Annotated in this window: 13 protein-coding genes and 1 riboswitch; of the genes, 3 read left to right on the top strand and 10 right to left on the bottom strand. The window is 34.2% G+C overall.

The window, feature by feature from the left end:
* Positions 1 to 255 precede the first annotated feature (255 nt).
* Complete coding sequence (locus CEF14_RS16310) at positions 256 to 1,227, top strand: proline dehydrogenase family protein (protein ID WP_102693797.1); 972 nt, start codon at positions 256 to 258, stop codon at positions 1,225 to 1,227.
* Between the two features lie 66 nt (positions 1,228 to 1,293).
* On the opposite strand, the gene CEF14_RS16305 is transcribed toward CEF14_RS16310, so the two are convergent.
* The 5 genes from CEF14_RS16305 to CEF14_RS16285 all read right to left on the bottom strand — a co-directional run bounded on the left by CEF14_RS16305 (position 1,294) and on the right by CEF14_RS16285 (position 6,053).
* Positions 1,294 to 1,899 carry a response regulator transcription factor gene (locus CEF14_RS16305; protein WP_102693796.1) on the bottom strand — a complete coding sequence of 202 codons (606 nt, stop codon included), beginning with the start codon at positions 1,897 to 1,899 and terminating at the stop codon, positions 1,294 to 1,296.
* Between the two features lie 225 nt (positions 1,900 to 2,124).
* On the bottom strand, positions 2,125 to 3,486 hold the full coding sequence (bioA, locus tag CEF14_RS16300; protein WP_102693795.1) for an adenosylmethionine--8-amino-7-oxononanoate transaminase: 1,362 nt from the start codon (positions 3,484 to 3,486) through the stop codon (positions 2,125 to 2,127).
* Positions 3,473 to 4,186: a dethiobiotin synthase gene (bioD, locus tag CEF14_RS16295; protein WP_102693794.1), complete on the bottom strand. Its 714-nt coding sequence runs from the start codon at positions 4,184 to 4,186 to the stop codon at positions 3,473 to 3,475. The genes bioA and bioD overlap by 14 nt, the downstream gene beginning before the upstream one ends.
* Before the next feature lie 20 nt (positions 4,187 to 4,206).
* Positions 4,207 to 4,749, bottom strand: coding sequence for a biotin transporter BioY (locus CEF14_RS16290; RefSeq protein WP_102693793.1), 543 nt, complete (start codon positions 4,747 to 4,749; stop codon positions 4,207 to 4,209).
* Between the two features lie 221 nt (positions 4,750 to 4,970).
* Positions 4,971 to 6,053, bottom strand: coding sequence for a Delta(5) desaturase DesA (locus CEF14_RS16285; protein ID WP_245890197.1), 1,083 nt, complete (start codon positions 6,051 to 6,053; stop codon positions 4,971 to 4,973).
* A gap of 372 nt (positions 6,054 to 6,425) precedes the next feature.
* Here CEF14_RS16285 and rpoN point away from each other — a divergent pair, with 372 nt between their 5' ends.
* The gene (rpoN, locus tag CEF14_RS16280; RefSeq protein ID WP_102693791.1) at positions 6,426 to 7,721 is read left to right on the top strand and encodes an RNA polymerase factor sigma-54; all 1,296 of its coding nucleotides are present in this window, start codon (positions 6,426 to 6,428) and stop codon (positions 7,719 to 7,721) included.
* Between the two features lie 75 nt (positions 7,722 to 7,796).
* Here rpoN and metH read toward each other — a convergent pair whose 3' ends face one another.
* The 4 genes from metH to CEF14_RS16260 all read right to left on the bottom strand — a co-directional run bounded on the left by metH (position 7,797) and on the right by CEF14_RS16260 (position 15,790).
* Complete coding sequence (gene metH / locus CEF14_RS16275) at positions 7,797 to 11,231, bottom strand: methionine synthase (protein ID WP_102693790.1); 3,435 nt, start codon at positions 11,229 to 11,231, stop codon at positions 7,797 to 7,799.
* Entirely contained in the window at positions 11,212 to 13,071 is a 1,860-nt protein-coding gene (locus CEF14_RS16270) for a bifunctional homocysteine S-methyltransferase/methylenetetrahydrofolate reductase (RefSeq protein ID WP_102693789.1), read from the bottom strand. Before CEF14_RS16270 ends, metH begins: the two co-directional genes overlap by 20 nt.
* Before the next feature lie 235 nt (positions 13,072 to 13,306).
* Positions 13,307 to 13,405, bottom strand: a riboswitch (SAM riboswitch).
* A 173-nt stretch (positions 13,406 to 13,578) separates the two neighbouring features.
* Positions 13,579 to 14,277 (bottom strand): class A sortase, encoded by a 699-nt coding sequence (locus tag CEF14_RS16265; protein ID WP_102693788.1) that lies wholly within the window; start codon positions 14,275 to 14,277, stop codon positions 13,579 to 13,581.
* 124 nt (positions 14,278 to 14,401) lie between these two features.
* Entirely contained in the window at positions 14,402 to 15,790 is a 1,389-nt protein-coding gene (locus CEF14_RS16260; RefSeq protein ID WP_102693787.1) for a protoporphyrinogen oxidase, read from the bottom strand.
* Positions 15,791 to 15,999: 209 nt separating this feature from the next.
* Here CEF14_RS16260 and CEF14_RS16255 point away from each other — a divergent pair, with 209 nt between their 5' ends.
* Positions 16,000 to 18,072 (top strand): Na+/H+ antiporter, encoded by a 2,073-nt coding sequence (locus CEF14_RS16255; RefSeq protein WP_322788396.1) that lies wholly within the window; start codon positions 16,000 to 16,002, stop codon positions 18,070 to 18,072.
* Between the two features lie 47 nt (positions 18,073 to 18,119).
* Here the strand turns inward: CEF14_RS16255 and CEF14_RS16250 are convergent, their stop codons facing one another.
* Positions 18,120 to 20,033: an acyltransferase family protein gene (locus CEF14_RS16250; RefSeq protein WP_102693785.1), complete on the bottom strand. Its 1,914-nt coding sequence runs from the start codon at positions 20,031 to 20,033 to the stop codon at positions 18,120 to 18,122.
* Positions 20,034 to 20,043: the final 10 nt, after the last annotated feature.

Below are 20,043 nucleotides of genomic sequence, written 5' to 3'. Positions count from 1 at the left end.
AAGTAACAAAAATCGACAAAAAATAGCCTAAAAACGCAAGATATCTTTATCTTTCTAAAATACTCGGGCTACAAACGATTCTTAGAGCAAATTCTGTTTTCGTTTTTCAGTAAAAGAAATTCTTATTTATCCCTTAATATTCCCTTTACTATCTGAAAATATTTATTTATTGGGAAATCTATGAATAGAATGACTTTTCATTTAACTATGATATAATCGAGAAAAATACAATTTCATAACAAAGGGGAATAGCATATGTCACTTAAAGATTTTTTTATCGCATTATCAGAAAACCAATTTTTAAATAACAATGCTAAAAAGTATGGACTAAAGATGGGTGCTGCAAGTGTCGTAGCTGGTACAAATATTAAAGAAGTAATTGAGAGTATTAAAGAACTAAACTCTCATGGAATTTCTTGTACAGTGGACAATTTGGGGGAATTTGTTCACGATCAATCAGAAGCAACTGCAGCAAAAGAACAGATTTTAGCAGTTATAGAAGCCATCCATCAAGAGGGTGTGGACGCACATATTTCGTTAAAACCCTCTCAATTAGGTTTAGATATTGACTATGATTTTTGCTATAAAAACTTAAAAGAAATAGTAGCTTTAGCAGACAGCTATAATATTTTCGTCAATTTTGATATGGAAAATTATGCTCGTTTACAGCCCTCCTTCGATTTACTTAAAGAATTATCAGTAGATCATCATAATATTGGAACAGTCATTCAAGCATACTTTTTCCGTGCAAAAGAAGACATTGAGAAGTTTAAAAACTATCGTTTACGTATTGTCAAAGGTGCTTATAAAGAACCTGCCGAAGTTGCTTACCAAACAAAAGAAGATATCGATCGAAATTACATAGAACTATTAGAATATCATTTATTAAATGGTAAATTCACTTCTATTGCAACACATGATCACACTATTATTAATCACATAAAGCAATTTATTGCTGACAATGATATTCCAAAAGATAAATACGAATTCCAAATGTTATATGGCTTCCGTCGTGATATGCAAATTGAACTTGCTAAAGAAGGTTACAACTTCTGTACATATGTTCCATTTGGACAAGATTGGTATGGTTATTTCATGCGACGTTTAGCAGAACGTCCTCAGAATTTAGAACTAGTTGTAAAACAAGTATTCAATAAAAGAACAAACACAATATTAGGGATTGCGGCTGCAAGTTTTGCACTCGGCCGATTAACAAAACGTAAATAATTGGATTTAATTTTGTTGATAGACTAGATTCCTAAAAAAACCGGATTAGTCACACTAATCCGGTTTTTATTTATTCCAACCTTTTTCCTTAAATCTTGCTATTGCTTCAATGCGATTACTTACTTCTAATTTATCTAAGATCGTAGAGATATAGTTACGGACAGTTCCAGGAGATAAATACAACTCGCTTGCTATTTCCTTCGTCGTTCTTCCTTTTGCTACAAGCCCTAATACTTCACTTTCTCGTTCCGTTAATGGATTCTCTGTCTCTTCTTCATATACAATACCGATCAGCTCCGGTGCATAAATTCTACGTCCATCCACAATAACACGAATAGCATTAACCAGCTCTTCAATAGGACTATCCTTTAACAAATATCCTCTGACCCCCGCTTTTCTAGCTCTCTCAAAATAACCAGGTCTGGCAAATGTAGTTAAAATAATGACCTTACAGTCTTTTTCCTTTAGTTCTTCTGCAGCATCTAAACCGGTTTTCTCGGGCATTTCTATATCCATGATTACGATATCAGGATGATATTGTTCAACAAGTTTTAATGCATCTACACCATTATGTCCTACTCCAACAACTTCCATATCATCTTCCATATTAATCAGCGACTTTAAAGCTCCAAGAAGCATTCCTTGATCTTCTGCAATAACAATTTTAATCATCTTGTCTCACTTCCTCTAATCTCCATCCATTTACTACTATTATAGCAAATAAGATGGTGGGAAGTGGCTGTTTAACTTTTACCAAAAACAGTAAAATCCTATTGATATAATTCTTTACAGGGGTTAAGTAAAAATTTTTAAATTTAAGCTAATTGAAACAATTTTATAAATCTACTCTTGGGTTATAAATATGGATATCTTAATACATCAACTGAAATCGATTCATTAAATATTTTCTAAAATAGATTGATAGATTATTTTAATAGCTTCCTCTAGTTCACTTTGACTCATTGCTAATACGGGTATAAATGTTAATACTTGATCTAATTGACGGACAATAAGTCCCTTTTCTTTAGCAGCTGCAACGATGTCATCTAGTTTATGCTCTTGGATTGGGAAAACTTCTTTTGATTTTTTGTCTTTTACAATCTCTATTCCTATCATTAATCCTCGTTGTCGAATATCTCCTACAATTTCAAGATTGTATAAACCTTCAAGCTTTTCCTTTACAAATAAAACATTCGCTTGCACTTTTTCGATTAATGAAGTTTCCTCCATCAATTGAATATTCCTTAATGCCACAGAACAACTTAATTGGTTACCTGTATAAGTGTGCCCATGGTAAAATGTTTTATGTTCTTCTTTTTCCCCTAAAAAGGCATCAAAAACCTTTTCGCTTGTAATAGTTGCTGCAAGAGGCATATACCCACCCGTTATCCCTTTTCCAATACACATAATATCAGGGACAACATCTTCTTGCTCACATGCGAACATTGTTCCTGTTCTTCCAAAACCAACTGCTACCTCGTCGCAAATTAGTAGAACGTTATATTGTCTACAAAGTCTTTCTACTCCTTTTAAGAAGCCATCTGGATGTGTGATAATCCCTGCTGCTCCTTGCACTAAAGGTTCCATGATTAAACCAGCTACTTCATCAGCTTTTTCTTGAAGTAGACTTTCTAATTTCTGTAGGCAGAAATTTTTTACAGCTTCTTCATCTCCATCTTCCGACATTCGATAAGTATGAGGTGATGGTAAAGAAATACGATTAAATAATAATGGTTTAAAAATTCGGTGATATAAATCCATGCCACCTACACTAACAGATCCAATGGTATCGCCATGATAAGCATCATCTAACGAGATAAATGTATTTTTCTTTTTGTATTTATCTTTATCGATATTTTTCCAATATTGATAAGCTATCTTCAATGCAATTTCTACAGAAGCTGAACCCGTATCTGAATAAAATACTTTACATAAGTTTCCCGGCGTAATTTCTGCTAACTTTTTAGCTAATAAAATTGAAGGAACATTTGCAGAACCCAATAAAGTAGAGTGTGCAACTTTATTGACTTGATTTGTTAGTGCTTCATTCAACTCAGGAATATTATGTCCATGAACGTTAACCCATAATGATGCGTAACCATCTAAATATTTTTTACCCTCAATATCATATAAATAGCTTCCTTCTCCCTTTTCAATAATTAAAGGTTTCGATTTTTGATAATGCTTCATTTGAGTAAAAGGATGCCATACATACTCTTTATCCCAATTTTCTAGTTCTTGAACTTTATTTTGATTCATTTAGGAAAACCTCCTTCATTTCTTTTCTGAATAGTTCTGATTTCATACAGTTTTCTACGTATTCTTCTAAATCACGTTTTACATTTTTTAATTGTGGAATAGTAAAAGTCGGCAAGTTTATCATTTTTTGTATCGTGTCGATATTATCATGATGAATCATGTTTTCTTCATCATATTTATTGAAAATAAATGCGTGAACTGGAATTTGATAATATTCAGCATATAAATTAGTGGTAACAACATTGTGTATAGATCCAAGACCACTTAGACTAACCAAAATAGCTGGAATATTAGCATCTTGAATAAGATCCTTGGTCATATAAAAGCTATCTTCTTGTTCGATTAACGGTACAGCTAACCCCCCAGCTCCCTCTATTAAAACAACATCATTCGTTTGTTCTAATTCCGCTTTTCTTTGTAGAACAGCTTCTATGTCCACTTTAGCTTGTTGTATTTTAATCGCTAGATGGGGTGAAGTTTCTGGTTCCAAAACATAGCATCCAGTATTTTTTACTCCTAGCACCGATTCATACCAACCCAGATCAGGATAAGTTTGTGTTTGTTCAATTAACCCTGTTTGGAAAGGTTTAAACACAGTTGTTTTAATGCCTAGCTTATTTAACGTGAAATATAAAAAACCAGTAGCAATTGTTTTTCCTATATCTGTTCCTGTTCCGGTAATAAAAAATGATTTTCCCACTCTAAACAGCTCCTTTTTAGTTAAACAAAATTTCTTATTCTTGGACGAACTTTATGTATGATAACTGCACTAATAGCAGCTAAAATAAGATCCCCAGGAACGGGCAAATAAAAACCAAATAATAAGGTTTGATGAATAGACAATGGTTTTTCAACAACCCATTTCATTGCTCCGTAAAGCCATATGCATCCAAATAGGTACACGATCAGTAGCGTCACTAAGTTCGCGAAGAAAATAGAATATATTTTTTTGAGAGTAAACTTTTGAATAAGCCAACCATTTGCCAATGCACCTAAGACAAATCCAATTAAATAACCGAATGTCGGTTTAAAAATATAACTAGGGCCACCTCCTTCTGTAAAAACAGGTACACCCACTAATCCTATTAATACATAGCTTAATTGACTAATAAATCCAATTTTCGGTCCTAATAGTGCACCCGCTAAATAAACAAATAGAATTTGTAGTGTAAAAGGAATATACGGAATCGGAATTTTAATAAATGCACCTACTGATGTCAAAGCAGCAAAAAGTGCAGCAAAAGCAATTGTTTTACTTTTCAAAATATCACCTCTTTTCGTTTTTCAATTGTAAATTATTGTGTATCATTTCAAATTATATGTCAACCTAAAAATTATTTTGGTTAACTCATTTAAGAGATTACGATTAGATTGTAAGAAGAAACTAAAAATAAAAACGTACACCACTAATTTCTTAGTAATGTACGTTTTTCTATTTTTTACATAAAATTATGAATAATTTATTACACAAAACCCTTTTACATTTAAATCACATGTTTACTAGACTTTGGAGGATTAACTGACTTTTTTATTTTCTCTAATGATGCTTTTATTTTACTGTCATGTGCTGCCACAAGACCTTGTACATCGTTGAATGTAACAAATGTTTTATTCGGTGTATCATATAATTTATAACGTAATGATTGTAAACTTGTCTTAATCGTAATGGTTGTTGCGCGTTGTAATGCGGGTGTCTTTTTATGTGCTTCTTCTAATTTATAATTTGGTACTCGTGGTGCTAAATGATGCACATGGTGAAAACCAATATTTCCTGTTACCCATTGTAAAACAAGCGGTAATTGATAATAAGAACTACCTTCCACAGCAGCTTTTACATAATCCCATTCTGTCTGATTTTCAAAATAAGAATCTTCAAAGGTATGCTGAATGAAAAATAACCAAATACCTAGAGCCCCTGCAACGAACATTGTGACTCCATGGATAATTACGAATGATTGTACGTTTGTTAATAAAATAATCCCAAAAGCTAGTGCTATGATGGTTAGATTAGATAAATACGTATTGAAGCGTTCTTTTTTTCTAGCATCTTTACGATTAAATCTACTTGAAACTAGTACTAAATATAAAGGACCTAATACAAACATGACGAATGGATTGCGGTAAGCTCGATAGCAGAACCTTTGCCATTTGCTTGCTTCCATGTACTCATCAATTGTCATCACCCAGATATCGCCAATACCTCTTTTATCTAGATTAGAGCTTGATGCATGATGAATCATATGCTCTCTTTTCCATTTCTCGTATGAAAATAATGTAAGAACCCCTGTTATAAAACCAACTAAATCGTTAGCTTTTTTGTTTTTAAAGAAAGAACCGTGTGTGCAGTCATGGAAAATAATAAATGTTCGAACAACAAACCCCGCTGCAATCACACTTAGTCCAACAGCTCCCCATACAGTATATGGTATCATCATGTACGCAGCGATCCATAGTACTATTAATGGTAGAATTGTATTGACTATTTGCATTACACTTTTTTTCGTATCAGATGTTGCATATGGTAAAACAGCTTTTTTTAACTGCGTTGTCTTTTCGCGATCCGTCAAAAAAATCTCCTCCAGCCTTTGTATTGCTACGCTTATCATACTTCGCTATTTGTATTCGTTATAGATATAGATGTCATGATGATTATATGACATCTATCATATACTTGGTACTAATAGCAGATTACAAAAACACCCATGTATTCCTATAAACCTCTAATCCTTATGTCTCTTAAAATTCTTTACACTTGTTCAATACCATAAGAAAGAGGAATTTTTTTCTAAATATTGTGTTTTTATTCACTTCTAATTCCAGATACATATTTAAATAGAAGAATACTTAAAGTATAATATTTTATACATATAACAGATTTTTTCAACATTTTATACTAGTAATCATGTTTTTGGGGAGAAGAGAGTTAGGGGGATTTTGTTATGGAACTTATGATACATCAACGGCAAGAATTAAAACTTTTAATGACAGCTCAACTTCGGCAGTCTATTGAATTGCTCCAATATTCAACTAATGATTTAGAACAATTTATCCGTGAACAAGAATTAGAGAACCCATTAATTGAACTGCAAGAATCAACAATTGCAACACAAATTGAAAAGCTTCCTTCCTTTCATAAATCAAAACGTCCGGCTATGAAAACAACTGATATCTCAACACCTATTCAAGAAAATTTTAGAGACCAATTGGTACAAATGGTTAACTTAAATTTCAAAAATGACCCTATAAAAAAATTATTAATCTATATCATTCATAATTTAAATGATTATGGATATTTGGAATTTGAAGGAACCGATTTAGCCTATTCAACAGAAGAGATTACAAGAGGCATAGAACTACTTCAACAAATAGGTCCAATTGGAATAGGCGCAAGGAATCTTGAAGAATGCCTACTTTTACAATGCCAATATCGCTATCCCGAATTTCCATTACTGAAAGAGCTAATACAATTTTACTTGCCTTTACTTGCTGAAAAAAAGTGGCAAGTTATTGCAAAAAATTTAAAATGTTCGGTTGCACAAGTAGGACATTTAAACGAACTCATTTTAACACTAAATCCTAGACCTTGCTCCTTTATACAAGTCGGAAGTACAGAATATCTGCGCCCGGATATTATTGTAGAGGAACATCAAAACGAGCTCATTTTTTATTTAAACGATCACTATCTACCAAGTATCAATTTAAATGAGAATTATTTAACGGTTCCTACGACAAACCGTGAAGACAAACAATACATTAATACGCACTATAAAAATTATCAATGGCTCATTAACAGTATCGAACAACGACGTAATACCATTATTAAAATCATGCATGTTTTAATGAAAAAACAATTACCTTTCTTTAAAAAGGGGCTTTCCGAGCTAATACCTTTAACTTTAAAAGAAGTAGCAGATGAAATCGAAATGCATGAATCAACTGTAAGTCGTGCTACTTCCAACAAATATATTCAAACACCTATTGGTACATTTGAATTAAAAGCATTATTTACTTCAAAAGTGGCAACAAATGATGGAGGTAACATTTCTCAAGAAAAAGTAAAAACACTATTGAAGCAATTTATCCTAAAAGAAGATAAATACAAACCCTATTCAGATCAGAAAATTTCCGAGTATTTTAAAACTGAACATGCCATACAAATTGCTAGAAGAACTATTAGTAAATATCGAGATGAACTTAACATTCCTTCAGCAAGCATGCGCAGAAAATGGAAATGAAAGCGGTATCATTTTAAGTTTAGTAAACATAAAAAAGAGCGTACCCCATTTTGGGTACGCTTTTTCTCGCTGTTTTTATTCAACGTTAAAGTATCGTGCATCTGGATGTGCAAAAACAATTGCTGAAACAGAAGCTTCTGGTGACATCATATATCCATCTGTTAGCTGTACACCAATATCTTCCGGTTTTATAAGCTTAAATAATTTTTCTTGATCTTCTAAGTTTGGACATGCTGGGTAACCAAATGAAAAACGTTGGCCTTGATACTTTGCCGCAAATCGATCACGCATAGTAAAATCTATTGCATCAGGAAATCCCCAGAAATCTCGCATCTCTTGATGAATACGTTCCGCAAAGCCTTCTGCTAACTCTAATGCAGTGGCTTGTAAAGCGTGGCTTTCTAAGAATTTTCCTTGTTCTTTCAAACGAGCTGCTGCTTCACGTACACCGTGCCCTGCTGTCACCTGCATGAATCCTACATAATCCATTTCCGCACTATTCACTGACTTTAAGAAATCTGCCAAGCATAAAAACGGCTCTTTGTTTTGACGTGGGAATGTGAAACGTTCAATTTCTGTTTTTGTATCCTTTGGATCATAAATAATGACATCATCACCATCTGATTGTGCGGGGAAGAATTGATACATCCCTGAAGGACTTAGAATATCTGATTGTAAAAATCCTGTCACTAAATCATACAATTCCGTAGCACGTTCATCTCCCTTTTCGAGCATTCCTTCATTGAACCCTTTTAACCCCAGATGATGACCAATTAATGTTCTCATATTCACATATGGTTGAAGGTGTGCAACTGAATAATCTCTTAATATATGTCTTGTTAAGTCTTGTGGCACAAAAACAGGTACATCCGTACGAACTGTTTTAACAGGTTTTTGCACTACAGCAACTGCCGTTCTCTCGCCCCTCTTTGCTTCTTGTGCCATTCGTTTTTCCTGAGCAGCATGTAATTCATGCAATAGATGATCTTTATCATTACTTTGCAAGCGATTTGCTATTTCAAGGCCATGCATTGCATCTTTAGCATATAGTACGGGACCATCGTATTCTTTTGCAATCTTTGTGTCCGTAAATTTTCTAGATAATGCTGCTCCACCAACAATAATAGGTGTTTCAATTTGTGCTTCTTTGAAGTCTTGTGCGGTAACAACCATTTGTTGAGCTGATTTTACAAGTAAACCTGATAAACCAACGATATCAGGATTTTCTGTACGAATAGCCTCTATTAATGCTTGAGGCGTAACCTTAATGCCTAAATCAATTACTTTATAGCCATTATTACTCAAGATTATATCCACTAGGTTCTTCCCTATATCATGGACATCACCTTTTACTGTTGCAAGGATTACCTTACCTTTACCTGTGTCATCTTCCTTTTTTTCCATGAAATCTTCCAAGAATGATACAGCTGCTTTCATAACGCCAGCTGATTGAAGTACTTCTGCAACAATCAATTGATTATCATTAAAGAGTTTACCTACAGTTGCCATACCATCCATAAGTGGACCGTTAATAATATCTAATGGCGTATCGTATTGTTCTAATGCTGCTTGTAAATCAGGAATCAATCCCTCTTTTGTGCCTTCTATAATATAATAGGCTAAACGTTCTGGGACTGTTTTTGGAATATCTGCTTCTGTTTTTTCTTTCTTTTTATCACGATAGAAATCCGTAAAGTCCGCTAATGTTTGATTATTCGTGTTGAATAATAAATCATTGGCTAGGTTTATTTCATTTTCAGGAATGGAAGCATAACGCTCAATCTTTTCTGTATTGACAATTGCATAGTCTAGACCTGCTTGTGTACAGTTATATAGATATACAGCATTTAATACTTCCCGACCAACTGGAGGTAATCCAAATGAAACATTACTTACACCAAGTATCGTTAAGGCCCTTGGCAGTTTTTCTTTGATTAAGCGAATACCTTCAATTGTTTCTACAGCTGATCCAATATATTGTTCATCACCCGTTCCTACTGGAAATACAAGTGGATCAAAGATAATATCTTCTGGTGCAATTCCCCATTTATTTACTAGTAAATCATATGATCGAACAGCAATTTCTAACTTACGTTGACGATCAACAGCCATACCTTTTTCATCAATCGTCCCAACGACAACTGAGGCACCATATTTTTTAACGATTGGTAGTACTTTTTCAAAACGTTCTTCACCATCTTCAAGGTTAATCGAATTAATAATGGCTTTACCTTGTGAATATTTAAGCGCTTCTTCAATAACCTTTTCATCTGTAGAATCTATTACAAAAGGCACCTTTACTTTTTTGACGACTTCTTGCATGAAATTCTTCATATCTTCCAGTTCATCGCGATCCGGGTTTGCTAGACAAATATCTAAAACATGTGCACCGTTTTTTACTTGAGCACGTGCTATTTCTGAAGCTTCCTCAAACTTTTCTTCTATAATTAATCGTTTAAATTTACGAGAACCGATAACATTGGTACGTTCTCCTACAAATAATGGACGCATGGAATCATCATAGATTAATGGATCAATTCCGGAAACAACATGACCATGTTCTTGATTTGGCTTTTGACGGGGCTTATGATCCTTCACGACTTCACGTATTGCTCGAATATGCGCTGGAGTTGTACCGCAACATCCTCCAACTAGGTTTAGCCATCCTTTATCTACAAAGCCTTCCAACTTTTTAGAAAGTGTTTCAGGTGTTTCATGATAATGCCCTTCCTCATCCGGTAGACCAGCATTAGGATAGCAGCTAATATAACTTGTTGCTATTTCAGAGAGTGAACGCAAATGGTCTGTCATAAACTCCGGACCTGTCGCGCAGTTTAATCCAACAGATAATGGTTTAATATGTTCAATTGAAATATAGAATGCTTCAATTCCTTGACCAGCCAGTGTTGTTCCCATCGGTTCAATCGTTCCTGATATCATCACAGGAATTGTTTTATGTAACTTCTCAAATGCTTGCTTAATACCGAGCGTGCCTGCTTTCACGTTTAGCATATCCTGACTTGTTTCAAGTAATAACACATCGGCTCCACCTTCAATTAGCCCTTTTGCCTGTATATAGAAATCATGTTGCAGCTCATCGAAAGTAATGCCACCTGTTACAGATAGCGTTTTAGTTGTTGGACCCATTGCCCCTGCTACAAAACGTGGCCATTCTGGAGTTGAAAGTTCATTTGCTACTTTTTTTGCAATTTCTACGGCTTTTTTATTGATTTCTTCAGCTCTACTGCCAAGGTTATATTCGTTTAATACGACAGGTGTACCACCAAATGTATTTGTACTGATGACATCTGACCCCGCTTCAAGATATGCTCGGTGAATCGATTCAACAACATCCGGGCGTGTGATATTCAGATATTCATTACAACCTTCATATTCTTCTCCACCAAAGTCTGCTGCTGTTAAATTTGCATTTTGCAACATTGTCCCCATGGCACCATCTAATACTAAAATATGATTTTCAAGTCGTTCCTCAATGAGATGCTTTGACATAGTTGCTTTCTTCCTCTCTTTTATAATCTAATTCACGAATATAGTTCATTAATTCAATTGACATATCATAACGCATAAATGGTGTGATTAAGTAAATACCATTAAACAATTCAGCTGCTGTATCAATGAGCTCTTTCGCAATAGCAATTCCCTCTGCTCTTGCCGCTGCTGGATCTTCTCCTGTTGCATTCATACGTTCTAATACATCCTCAGATAATTTAATACCTGGGACTTCATGATGCAGAAATTCAGAATTTCTTAAACTTGTTAGTGGCATAATGCCTATAAAAATAGGCGTATCTAAATGTTTTGTTGCTTCATATACTTCAATAATTTTCTCCTTACTATATACTGGCTGTGTGATAAAATAATCTGCTCCTGCTTCAATTTTCCTCTCTAAACGTCCAACCGCCCGCTCTACTACACGAACATTTGGATTAAATGCTGCTGCGACTGAAAAATTCGCTTTTTTTCGAAGAGGTTTCCCTGAAAACGAAATACCTTCATTTAGTTTTTTGATAAGTTGAATAAGTTCAATACTTGAAACATCGTATACACTTGTCGCACCTGGAAAATCACCAACTTTTGATGGATCGCCTGTAACCGCTAAAATATCGTGAATACCTAATGCATCTAAGCCCATTAAATGTGATTGCAAACCGATTAAGTTTCGATCACGGCAAGTAATGTGGGCAAGTGGACGAATATTATTATTGAGTTTTAATATAGAACCCATTGCCATATTGCTTATACGAGGTGAGGCAAGAGAATTATCCGCCATCGTGACAGCATCTGCACCGGCTTCATATAAAGCTTTAGAACCTTCTATAAATTTCTCAACTTCAAGATGTCTTGGTGTATCCAACTCAACAATAATAGAACGTTCTCTTTTCGCCTTTTTATGGATTGGTTCATAACTTTCCTTCGCTGCCTCTTTAATCTTAATCACGTCTTTGTGTTTGACCACTTTATGTTGAATAGGTGGTAAATCAGCTAAACGTTTTTTCACTGCTTCGATATGTTTTGGCGTTGTGCCACAGCAGCCACCGATTAGTCGAACCCCCTGATCTCGTAATAGGACCGCTGAGCGACCAAAATAATCTGCTTCTGATTCATACACAATTTTCCCATCCTCAACATCTAGTAAGCTTGCATTTGGATAGGCAGAAAGGAACGCCTTAGTTGGAAGTTCAACATCTTCAAACGCTTGTATGGTATGGTGTGGGCCTAATCGACAATTGACACCTACGATATCTGCTCCGAGATCTTCTAACTGATGAAGGGCATGATTTAATGACATACCATTTTGAAGAATTCCTGGTTCATGCATAGACACCTGCGAAATAATAGGGATGTTTGTTATATTACGTAAATGCTTAACAGATGCTGTTAATTCCTCAAAGTCATAATAGGTCTCTAATAAAAGGCCATCCGGTTCACCTGCTAATAAATATCCTGCCTGTTCATCCAATGACTGAATGATTTCATCCAGCGTTGCATCACTTTTACGTACACCGCGAATGCCGCCAATCGTTCCTAGAACAAACTGCCCTCCTTTTGAAGCAACTTTTTTAGCAATTTGTATGGCATTTTCATTTAACACTCTTACCGAATTTTCTAAACCATATCGCTCAAGCTTGATGGCATTCGCCGTGTAAGTATTTGTTTGAATAATATCTGCTCCTGCATCAATGTATTGTTGGTGAATATTTTCGATAATTTCTGGCTTTTTGACATTTAACTCCTCATAACAATAATCAATACCATACGAATAAAGTAATGTTCCCATTGCACCATCAGCTGTTAACACTTGTGTTTGAAGTTTCTCTAATAATCCCATACAATCCATCCTTTCTGATTCTAAATATCTCGATTCAGTTATAATAAAGAGTTGTTTCATCAAAACTGTTTAGATTTCATACATTTCGCTAAAGGTGGACGCTTTCCGCAGGTAAACCTACAGCTCTTGTACCATGACTATTTTCTCCTGTTATTACTCGTTGCAGAAGAAAATAGTCAAATTAAAAAACCTTCTCATAACAATAAGAAGGCTTTCGGTTCATACTATATATTCCTTCTTATCTATTGGATTACTCCACTGGAATTAGCACCTGACCATTTGGCTGGTTGCTGAAGCGTCATAGGGCCAGTCCCTCGGCTTCTCTTGATAAGAATACTTATTAAATTTTTAGAATAATTAAAAGAATCATACTCCTTTATATCACTTACGTCAAGACAATATAAAAAATTCCCATAATATCTTTTCTGCTTTTTAACAATTTGAAGATAAATCATTAATTTTAAAATCCCCTTTCCTTAAAGGACAAGTTTAGGGGAAGGGGATTCATTATTTACTGATTTTAAAATAGTTTGTATCATCTGAATATGCTTGTTTTTTAATCAACTTTCCTCGAATAATCATACGTTTCTCACCATTATAGTTGCAAGTTACAAGTGTGATTAGCTTTTGATCTGGTTGGTCTTGTATCACTTCAACTTGTGTTGGTTTTACGATAAACATATCTGAAATATTATATTCATATATATATTTATAATCAGTTATATATATTTTCATGTCTTTTTTGGCTTTTGTTAAAGGGCTGAACAGTGTTTTACCGTTGTTCATATTATGCCCTGCTAAGGCATAGTTGCCCTCCCCCATTGTTTGATCTGCTTTCATCGTTCCTGCACCAATTGTTAAATTGACATTTGAAATACCATAAACGATCGGGAGTTGCATTTTAACATCTGGAACACTTATTACGCCAATTGCATGGATATTTTTCTTTTTTGTTTGTGCATCAATGACATCCTGTAAACTAATATTCCTCACTTCATTAAAATCAAAAGTTGTATCAGGTCTTGCTTTTGCCTTTTCAATATTCGGTTTTTGAATTGTTTCTTCTGACATATTAGCGACAAGATAGCCCATTATTGGTTTTTGAAAAATTAATACTAATCCAGTAAAGAGTAATAGAATACCGAGTACTAGACTTAATTTTCTGATCATCATATTAACCTCTTTCATATACTCTTGTGTTTTCATCTTACATAGCAACAACTCATTTTACAAATTTAAAAACCAAGAGAAAAAACACTACTCTTGGTTCGTAAGAATATTTAAATAGAATATTTTATACTGATTGAGCTTGCATAAAAAAATATGACGATTACACTAATTGTTGTATAATTTTCTCTGCAGTATCTTGGCCATTTTGAATGCAGTTACCGATTCCAACACCATAGTATGAGCAACCTGCTAAAATGACATTTGGATAATTTTCATGTAATTGCTGATTCAATTTGTTTACGGTTTCAGCATGTCCCATACCATAAACCGGCATCAAATCATTCCACTTTGTCACATTGACAGTTGCTGGTTCCCCATCAATATTCAATGATTTCCTAATATCATCTAATGCAATTGCTGTTAACTCTTCTTCATTTAGATTCTTTAGCTCATTATACAATGGATTCGAACTCTTATAAAACATACGCACCAATAAGTTTCCTGATTTAGATGTATGCTTCCATTTCCGACTAGTCCATGTGCAAGCATTACATTTCACATCACTATTTTCAGAAACAATATAACCGGTTCCATCAGCCGGCAAATTTTCATCAGGAATATTAAATCCTACATAGATGGTAATAATAGATGCATTACGAATTGTATTTAGCTCTTCATCAACTGCTTCATCTTTTAAAATGTTACTTGTTACTGCATGAGGAGTTGATAATACTACAAAATCGGCTATTAGATCTTCATGATTATTAAATGTACAAATATATCGATTACCTTGCTTTGCTAGGTTTGTTGTTGTTACACCTTTCATTATTTCTACATCTGTTAATGTTTCCTCTAAGCGGTTAATTAGTTGGGATAAACCATTGTTAAAAGAGATAAATTTTTTGTCTGCTGACTTTTGGAATTTCTCACGATTTGCACTGAAACCTTTAATAATACTGCCATATTGTTCTTTATAATCGAGTAGATAGGGTAACGTAGAAGCCATTGTTAATTTATATAAATCACCTGAGTATACGCCTGATAATACAGGAGCAATCTGTTTTTCAACTAACTCTTTTCCTAAAAAATACTCGAGGAATTCACCAATTGAACTTTCCTTAGTGAAATGATCATTCGGTAATTCTAAATCTTTTAATGCTTCTTTTTTCCCTTGCGGTGATACAAGTGTACTACTATTAAGAGATTCAATACTTGTTGGAATACCAAATACACTATCTTTTGGAATTGCATGCAATGTATTATTTGTATATATATAAGAAATACCTGTTCCGTTATATACTTGGTCATCTTTTAGACCTAATTCTTCAACGAGTGGCATTACACTTTTATGTCGTGCCACAATCGAATCTGCGCCTGTTTCCATGATAAAACCCTTATCAGATGCAGAGTGTATTTTACCACCTAAGTATTCATTTTTTTCAACTAGCACAAGGTGTATATCTAAATTTCTTTCATTTTTTTGTTTTTGTAAATAGTACATGGTGCAAAGACCTGTAATGCCTCCACCAATCACAACAACTGTTTTCAAGTTGCTCATCTCCTTCATCATTACGAACAATATAAGTTTTTATCATGTTCTAGTATAAACTTCTGGCGAAATAGATGTCATGATTTTGGTCACATCTGTTCGTAAAATCCATACGATTTTCTTAACATAGTAACAACTTCGTCAAATTTACGTTTTTTTAAGAGCTATTGTTTGTAGAAATTAGTTTGATATCTTATATTTTTCTTACAATGAAGCGAATATGCTTCTATCTACTCTTATTTGGTAAGGATGATGTTATGGATTTATTGATGATTGTTTTGTTATTAATAGGCTGTTTACTTATTTCTAATATTATCAGCCACTACATACCTTCAATTCCCACAGCCCTGATTCAAATTGCGCTAGGAATTATAATTGCACTTTCTATCAAAGGTGTTTCTTTAGAATTAGAAACGGAATGGTTTCTTTTATTATTTGTAGCACCACTCTTATATAATGACGGTCGTAATTTTCCACGTGAAGACCTCTGGAATATGAAAATGCCCATTTTAGGGAACGCCATTATATTAGTTCTTATAACCACTGTAGCTGGTGGTTACTTTATCCATTGGCTAATCCCTTCAATACCTTTAGCTGCAGCATTTGCCCTTGCTGCCATTCTTTCTCCAACTGATCCAGTAGCAGTAAACGGCATAGCAAAACGTATTCAAATACCTGAGAAAATTTTAAATATTGTTCGAGGCGAATCGTTAATCAATGATGCTTCAGGACTTGTAGCATTTAAATATGCAGTAGCTGCTGTCGTCACTGGCTATTTCTCGATTAAAGAAGCATTATTGAATTTCTCGTATACTTTTATTGTGGGTGCAATTTTAGGTTTAGTTGTTGGTACCATCATCACTCAAATTCGTTTTTCTTTAAGAAGAGTGGGAATACGTGATGTTGTTTTCCATACTCTCTTACAATTATTAACGCCTTTTATTGTCTACTTAGTTGCAGAGGATCTTTTTCATGCCTCTGGAGTAATAGCAGTTGTTGTTGCTGGTATTGCGCAAGCATTAGTAAAAGATAAAACCGAAACTGTTTTAGCAGAAGAACAATTACTTACCGAAAATACATGGTCCATTATATTGTTTGTCCTGAACGGGATTGTATTTTTATTACTTGGTTTAAATATTCCATCTTCAATGAAAGCATCCATTGAAAATACAAGCATCAATAACTGGAAGCTTATTGGATACGCTCTTGCAATTGGTGCTGTCATATTAGGGATACGATTTGTTTGGTCACATATTACTTCCATTTACGAATATAAAAAAGGTTATGATGCAAGTCCTTCATTAAAATCAAGTTTACTTAGTAGTTTAACTGGAGTAAGAGGTGCCGTTACAATGGCTGGTGTATTATCATTACCTATTATTACGGATAATGGTACTGTGTTCCCTGAACGTGCACTGATTTTATTTTTAGCTTCAGCTGTCATCTTATTTACATTAATCATCGCAACACTCTTTCTTCCTCTCCTAATTGATTCAAATCAATTAGGAGAGGAATATGATGAGCAGTTAAATTTCAACGAAGCAAAAAAGAAAATTTTACTTGCTTCTATTAAACAAATTCACCGTGAAATGAATGATGATAATCGAAATGTTGCATATCAATTAATTGGTGAATACCAGCAATTGTTTCGTCAAGCTCAATTAGACGGTAACGCAGCAAAGTCTGGTAAACCTGAACATCAAAGTGAAATTACTAGTGTCCGATTAAAAGCACTTAAAATGGAAGAAGAATATATAAAGAATTTATACGAAAGGCATCATTTAGATGAAGGTATGTATGTTTCCTTTCAAATTACCTTTTCAGAAAGAAAACGTGTCATTCAGCATAATATGCAAAAAGGATTTTCGTATATACTTTATAGGTTTCTACGTGAGTGGCGAATTGCTCGAAAAAAGTATCGCCTTGATAAAGAACAATTTATATCTTATGTTCGTATGAAACAAGAAGTTCGAGCAAATGCTTTTGAACAGGCTCTAAACTATTTAAAAAAACAAGCACAAAAAGCTCAGAATCCCGAAATCTATTATATGATTTCTTTCGAATATGAAAGAGCACTCGATCAAATAAGAAAGCCAGTTACTACGAATTCAAGTAGACAAGAAGAAATAAAAGATGAATTACGGGCAGTGATCACCGAAACAGAACGGGCAGAAATTCATAAGATGTATGAAGCGGGTGAGATCAGTCGTGAACAAGAAAGACAATTACGAAGATTTGTTAACTATATTGAAAGTGTAAACTTATACGAAAAAGTAGAATAACAAAAAGCATGCTAGAAAATCGTACTTATTTTCTGCATGCTTTTTTATTATTTTTCACCTTTTGCAATTTCACTACTAATTAAAGCTGTATAATATACGCCACCCTCTTGATTTGGGTGAATATGATCATCATAGAACAAATCATACTGCCCCTCTGTTACACTATACCAGTCAATAAGTTTTGTATTTTGATGACGTTTAACAGCTTGTCTTATTTTGCGGTTTACATTATCTTGCCAATTACGTGGAACACGGGTATTTACAAGATAAATATGACGATTATCACCAATTGCCTGTAATAAATCATTCAATTGTGCTTCACTGAAATCTCCATTGGATCCTAAGCCTAAAACAACAACTTTACCTAATTTACCTTCCTGCTTTAAGCTGTTTACAACTTCTATTGCTTCATATGCTTGGCGACCAACCTTTGCATCGACAATGATTTGTGGAATTTGTTTTTTCAATGCAGATGCTGCACTCAACATAACAGAATCACCAATCGCTGTTACACTAATGGATGATGGTATATCCATTGCCACGATTTTTTTACGATTTGTTTCTTGTTTCGCTTCTACCTCGACTGACGATTTCTGCTTTACTTCTGTTTTTTCTTTTGTAACATTATTTTGAGTAATCGCCTTTTCATTGTTATGGTGTTTTTCCGTTTTGGCTCTTTCTAATTCTTTCTGTTCTTCTTTTAAATGTTGTTCTAATGCTTCACTATTTGTTTGCTTCTGTGCAGGAGTGAAAATCATCCCCATCACAAATACAATAATGATACACCCTACAAATGCTGATCCAATACGATAAGGTAATGTCCATTCTTTCCAATTTAAAGACCATTCATGTGTTTGAAACTTATGTATCCATATTTTCCATTCACCTTTACGAACAGGATCTTCTACAAAGCGCCAAGAAAGTTCAGCTAATAAAAGTGTTAACGTAATAATTAAAAACGATTTCCAAAATGGAACACCTACGCCCTCTATTCCAGCACCCATTAAAACAACTAATGGAAAATGCCAAATATAAATCCCATATGAACGTACCCCTACCCAAATTAGTGGTTTAAAACTTAAAACATTCCCCACACGACTTGCAGGATGTACGATTGTTGCGATTAATACCGCAGTAACAATCGATGCGAAAAACATTCCTCCATAATATAAAAATGGACCTTCTTCATGCATAAAAAGAAACATCAAAAGAAGAAGAAGAAAACTAATTAATCCTGCACCATCTAATAATTTTTTCGCTCCATCTGTTACATTTGTCTTAAGTTTTCTACTTGGCCATAAAAATGCTAAGGTAGCTCCTATCAATAGAGAAAAGGCTCTTGTATCTGTTCCATAATAAACACGACTTGGATCTTGATCAGGTGTAAACATAATGGCCATTACAATTGCTGATATCAATGCTACTCCAAGAGTACCCAACGCTAATTTTTCTTTATATCGTACAAAGCTCAAAGCAATGATAATAACAAGTGGCCAAATAATATAAAACTGTTCCTCTACCGCTAGTGACCACATATGTTGAAGTGGAGATGGAGGAGAGAACTTCGTAAAATACGAATGATCTTGCACAACATAAAACCAGTTACTCATATAAAATACTGCTGCTAATACCTCTGATCGTAAACCAGCCAAGAAGGATCGTTGGAATAAAGTAATCCAAAAACCTACTAAAATTAACATAATGATTAAGGCTGGTATTAATCTTCTAAATCTACGTATCCAGAAATTCTTTAAATTAATCGTTCCGTATTGTTCCCATTCATTTACTAGTAAATCTGTGATTAAATAGCCTGATAACACAAAGAAAATGGTAACGCCTAAATAGCCTCCTACAATTCCGCTTACATGAAGGTGGTATAATATAACTGCTATTACCGATATCGCTCTCAGACCGTCTAAACCACTTATGTATCTGTGATTCTTCCTTACCGGTTCTGGCATGAACGTACCT

This window comes from Rummeliibacillus pycnus (genome assembly GCF_002884495.1).
GTDB classification, from domain to species: Bacteria; Bacillota; Bacilli; order Bacillales_A; family Planococcaceae; genus Rummeliibacillus; species Rummeliibacillus pycnus.
This window is presented reverse-complemented; position numbering and strand designations above follow the sequence as displayed.

Excerpts from the sequence above, each read along its gene's own strand:
- CEF14_RS16310 (WP_102693797.1), top strand. The coding sequence starts at position 256 with ATGTCACTTAAAGATTTTTTTATCGCATTATCAGAAAACCAATTTTTA.
- bioA (WP_102693795.1), bottom strand. The coding sequence starts at position 3,486 with ATGAATCAAAATAAAGTTCAAGAACTAGAAAATTGGGATAAAGAGTAT.
- CEF14_RS16270 (WP_102693789.1), bottom strand. The coding sequence starts at position 13,071 with ATGGGATTATTAGAGAAACTTCAAACACAAGTGTTAACAGCTGATGGT.
- rpoN (WP_102693791.1), top strand. The coding sequence starts at position 6,426 with ATGGAACTTATGATACATCAACGGCAAGAATTAAAACTTTTAATGACA.
- metH (WP_102693790.1), bottom strand. The coding sequence starts at position 11,231 with ATGTCAAAGCATCTCATTGAGGAACGACTTGAAAATCATATTTTAGTA.
- CEF14_RS16250 (WP_102693785.1), bottom strand. The coding sequence starts at position 20,033 with ATGCCAGAACCGGTAAGGAAGAATCACAGATACATAAGTGGTTTAGAC.
- CEF14_RS16255 (WP_322788396.1), top strand. The coding sequence starts at position 16,000 with ATGAAGCGAATATGCTTCTATCTACTCTTATTTGGTAAGGATGATGTT.
- CEF14_RS16305 (WP_102693796.1), bottom strand. The coding sequence starts at position 1,899 with ATGATTAAAATTGTTATTGCAGAAGATCAAGGAATGCTTCTTGGAGCT.
- CEF14_RS16265 (WP_102693788.1), bottom strand. The coding sequence starts at position 14,277 with ATGAAAACACAAGAGTATATGAAAGAGGTTAATATGATGATCAGAAAA.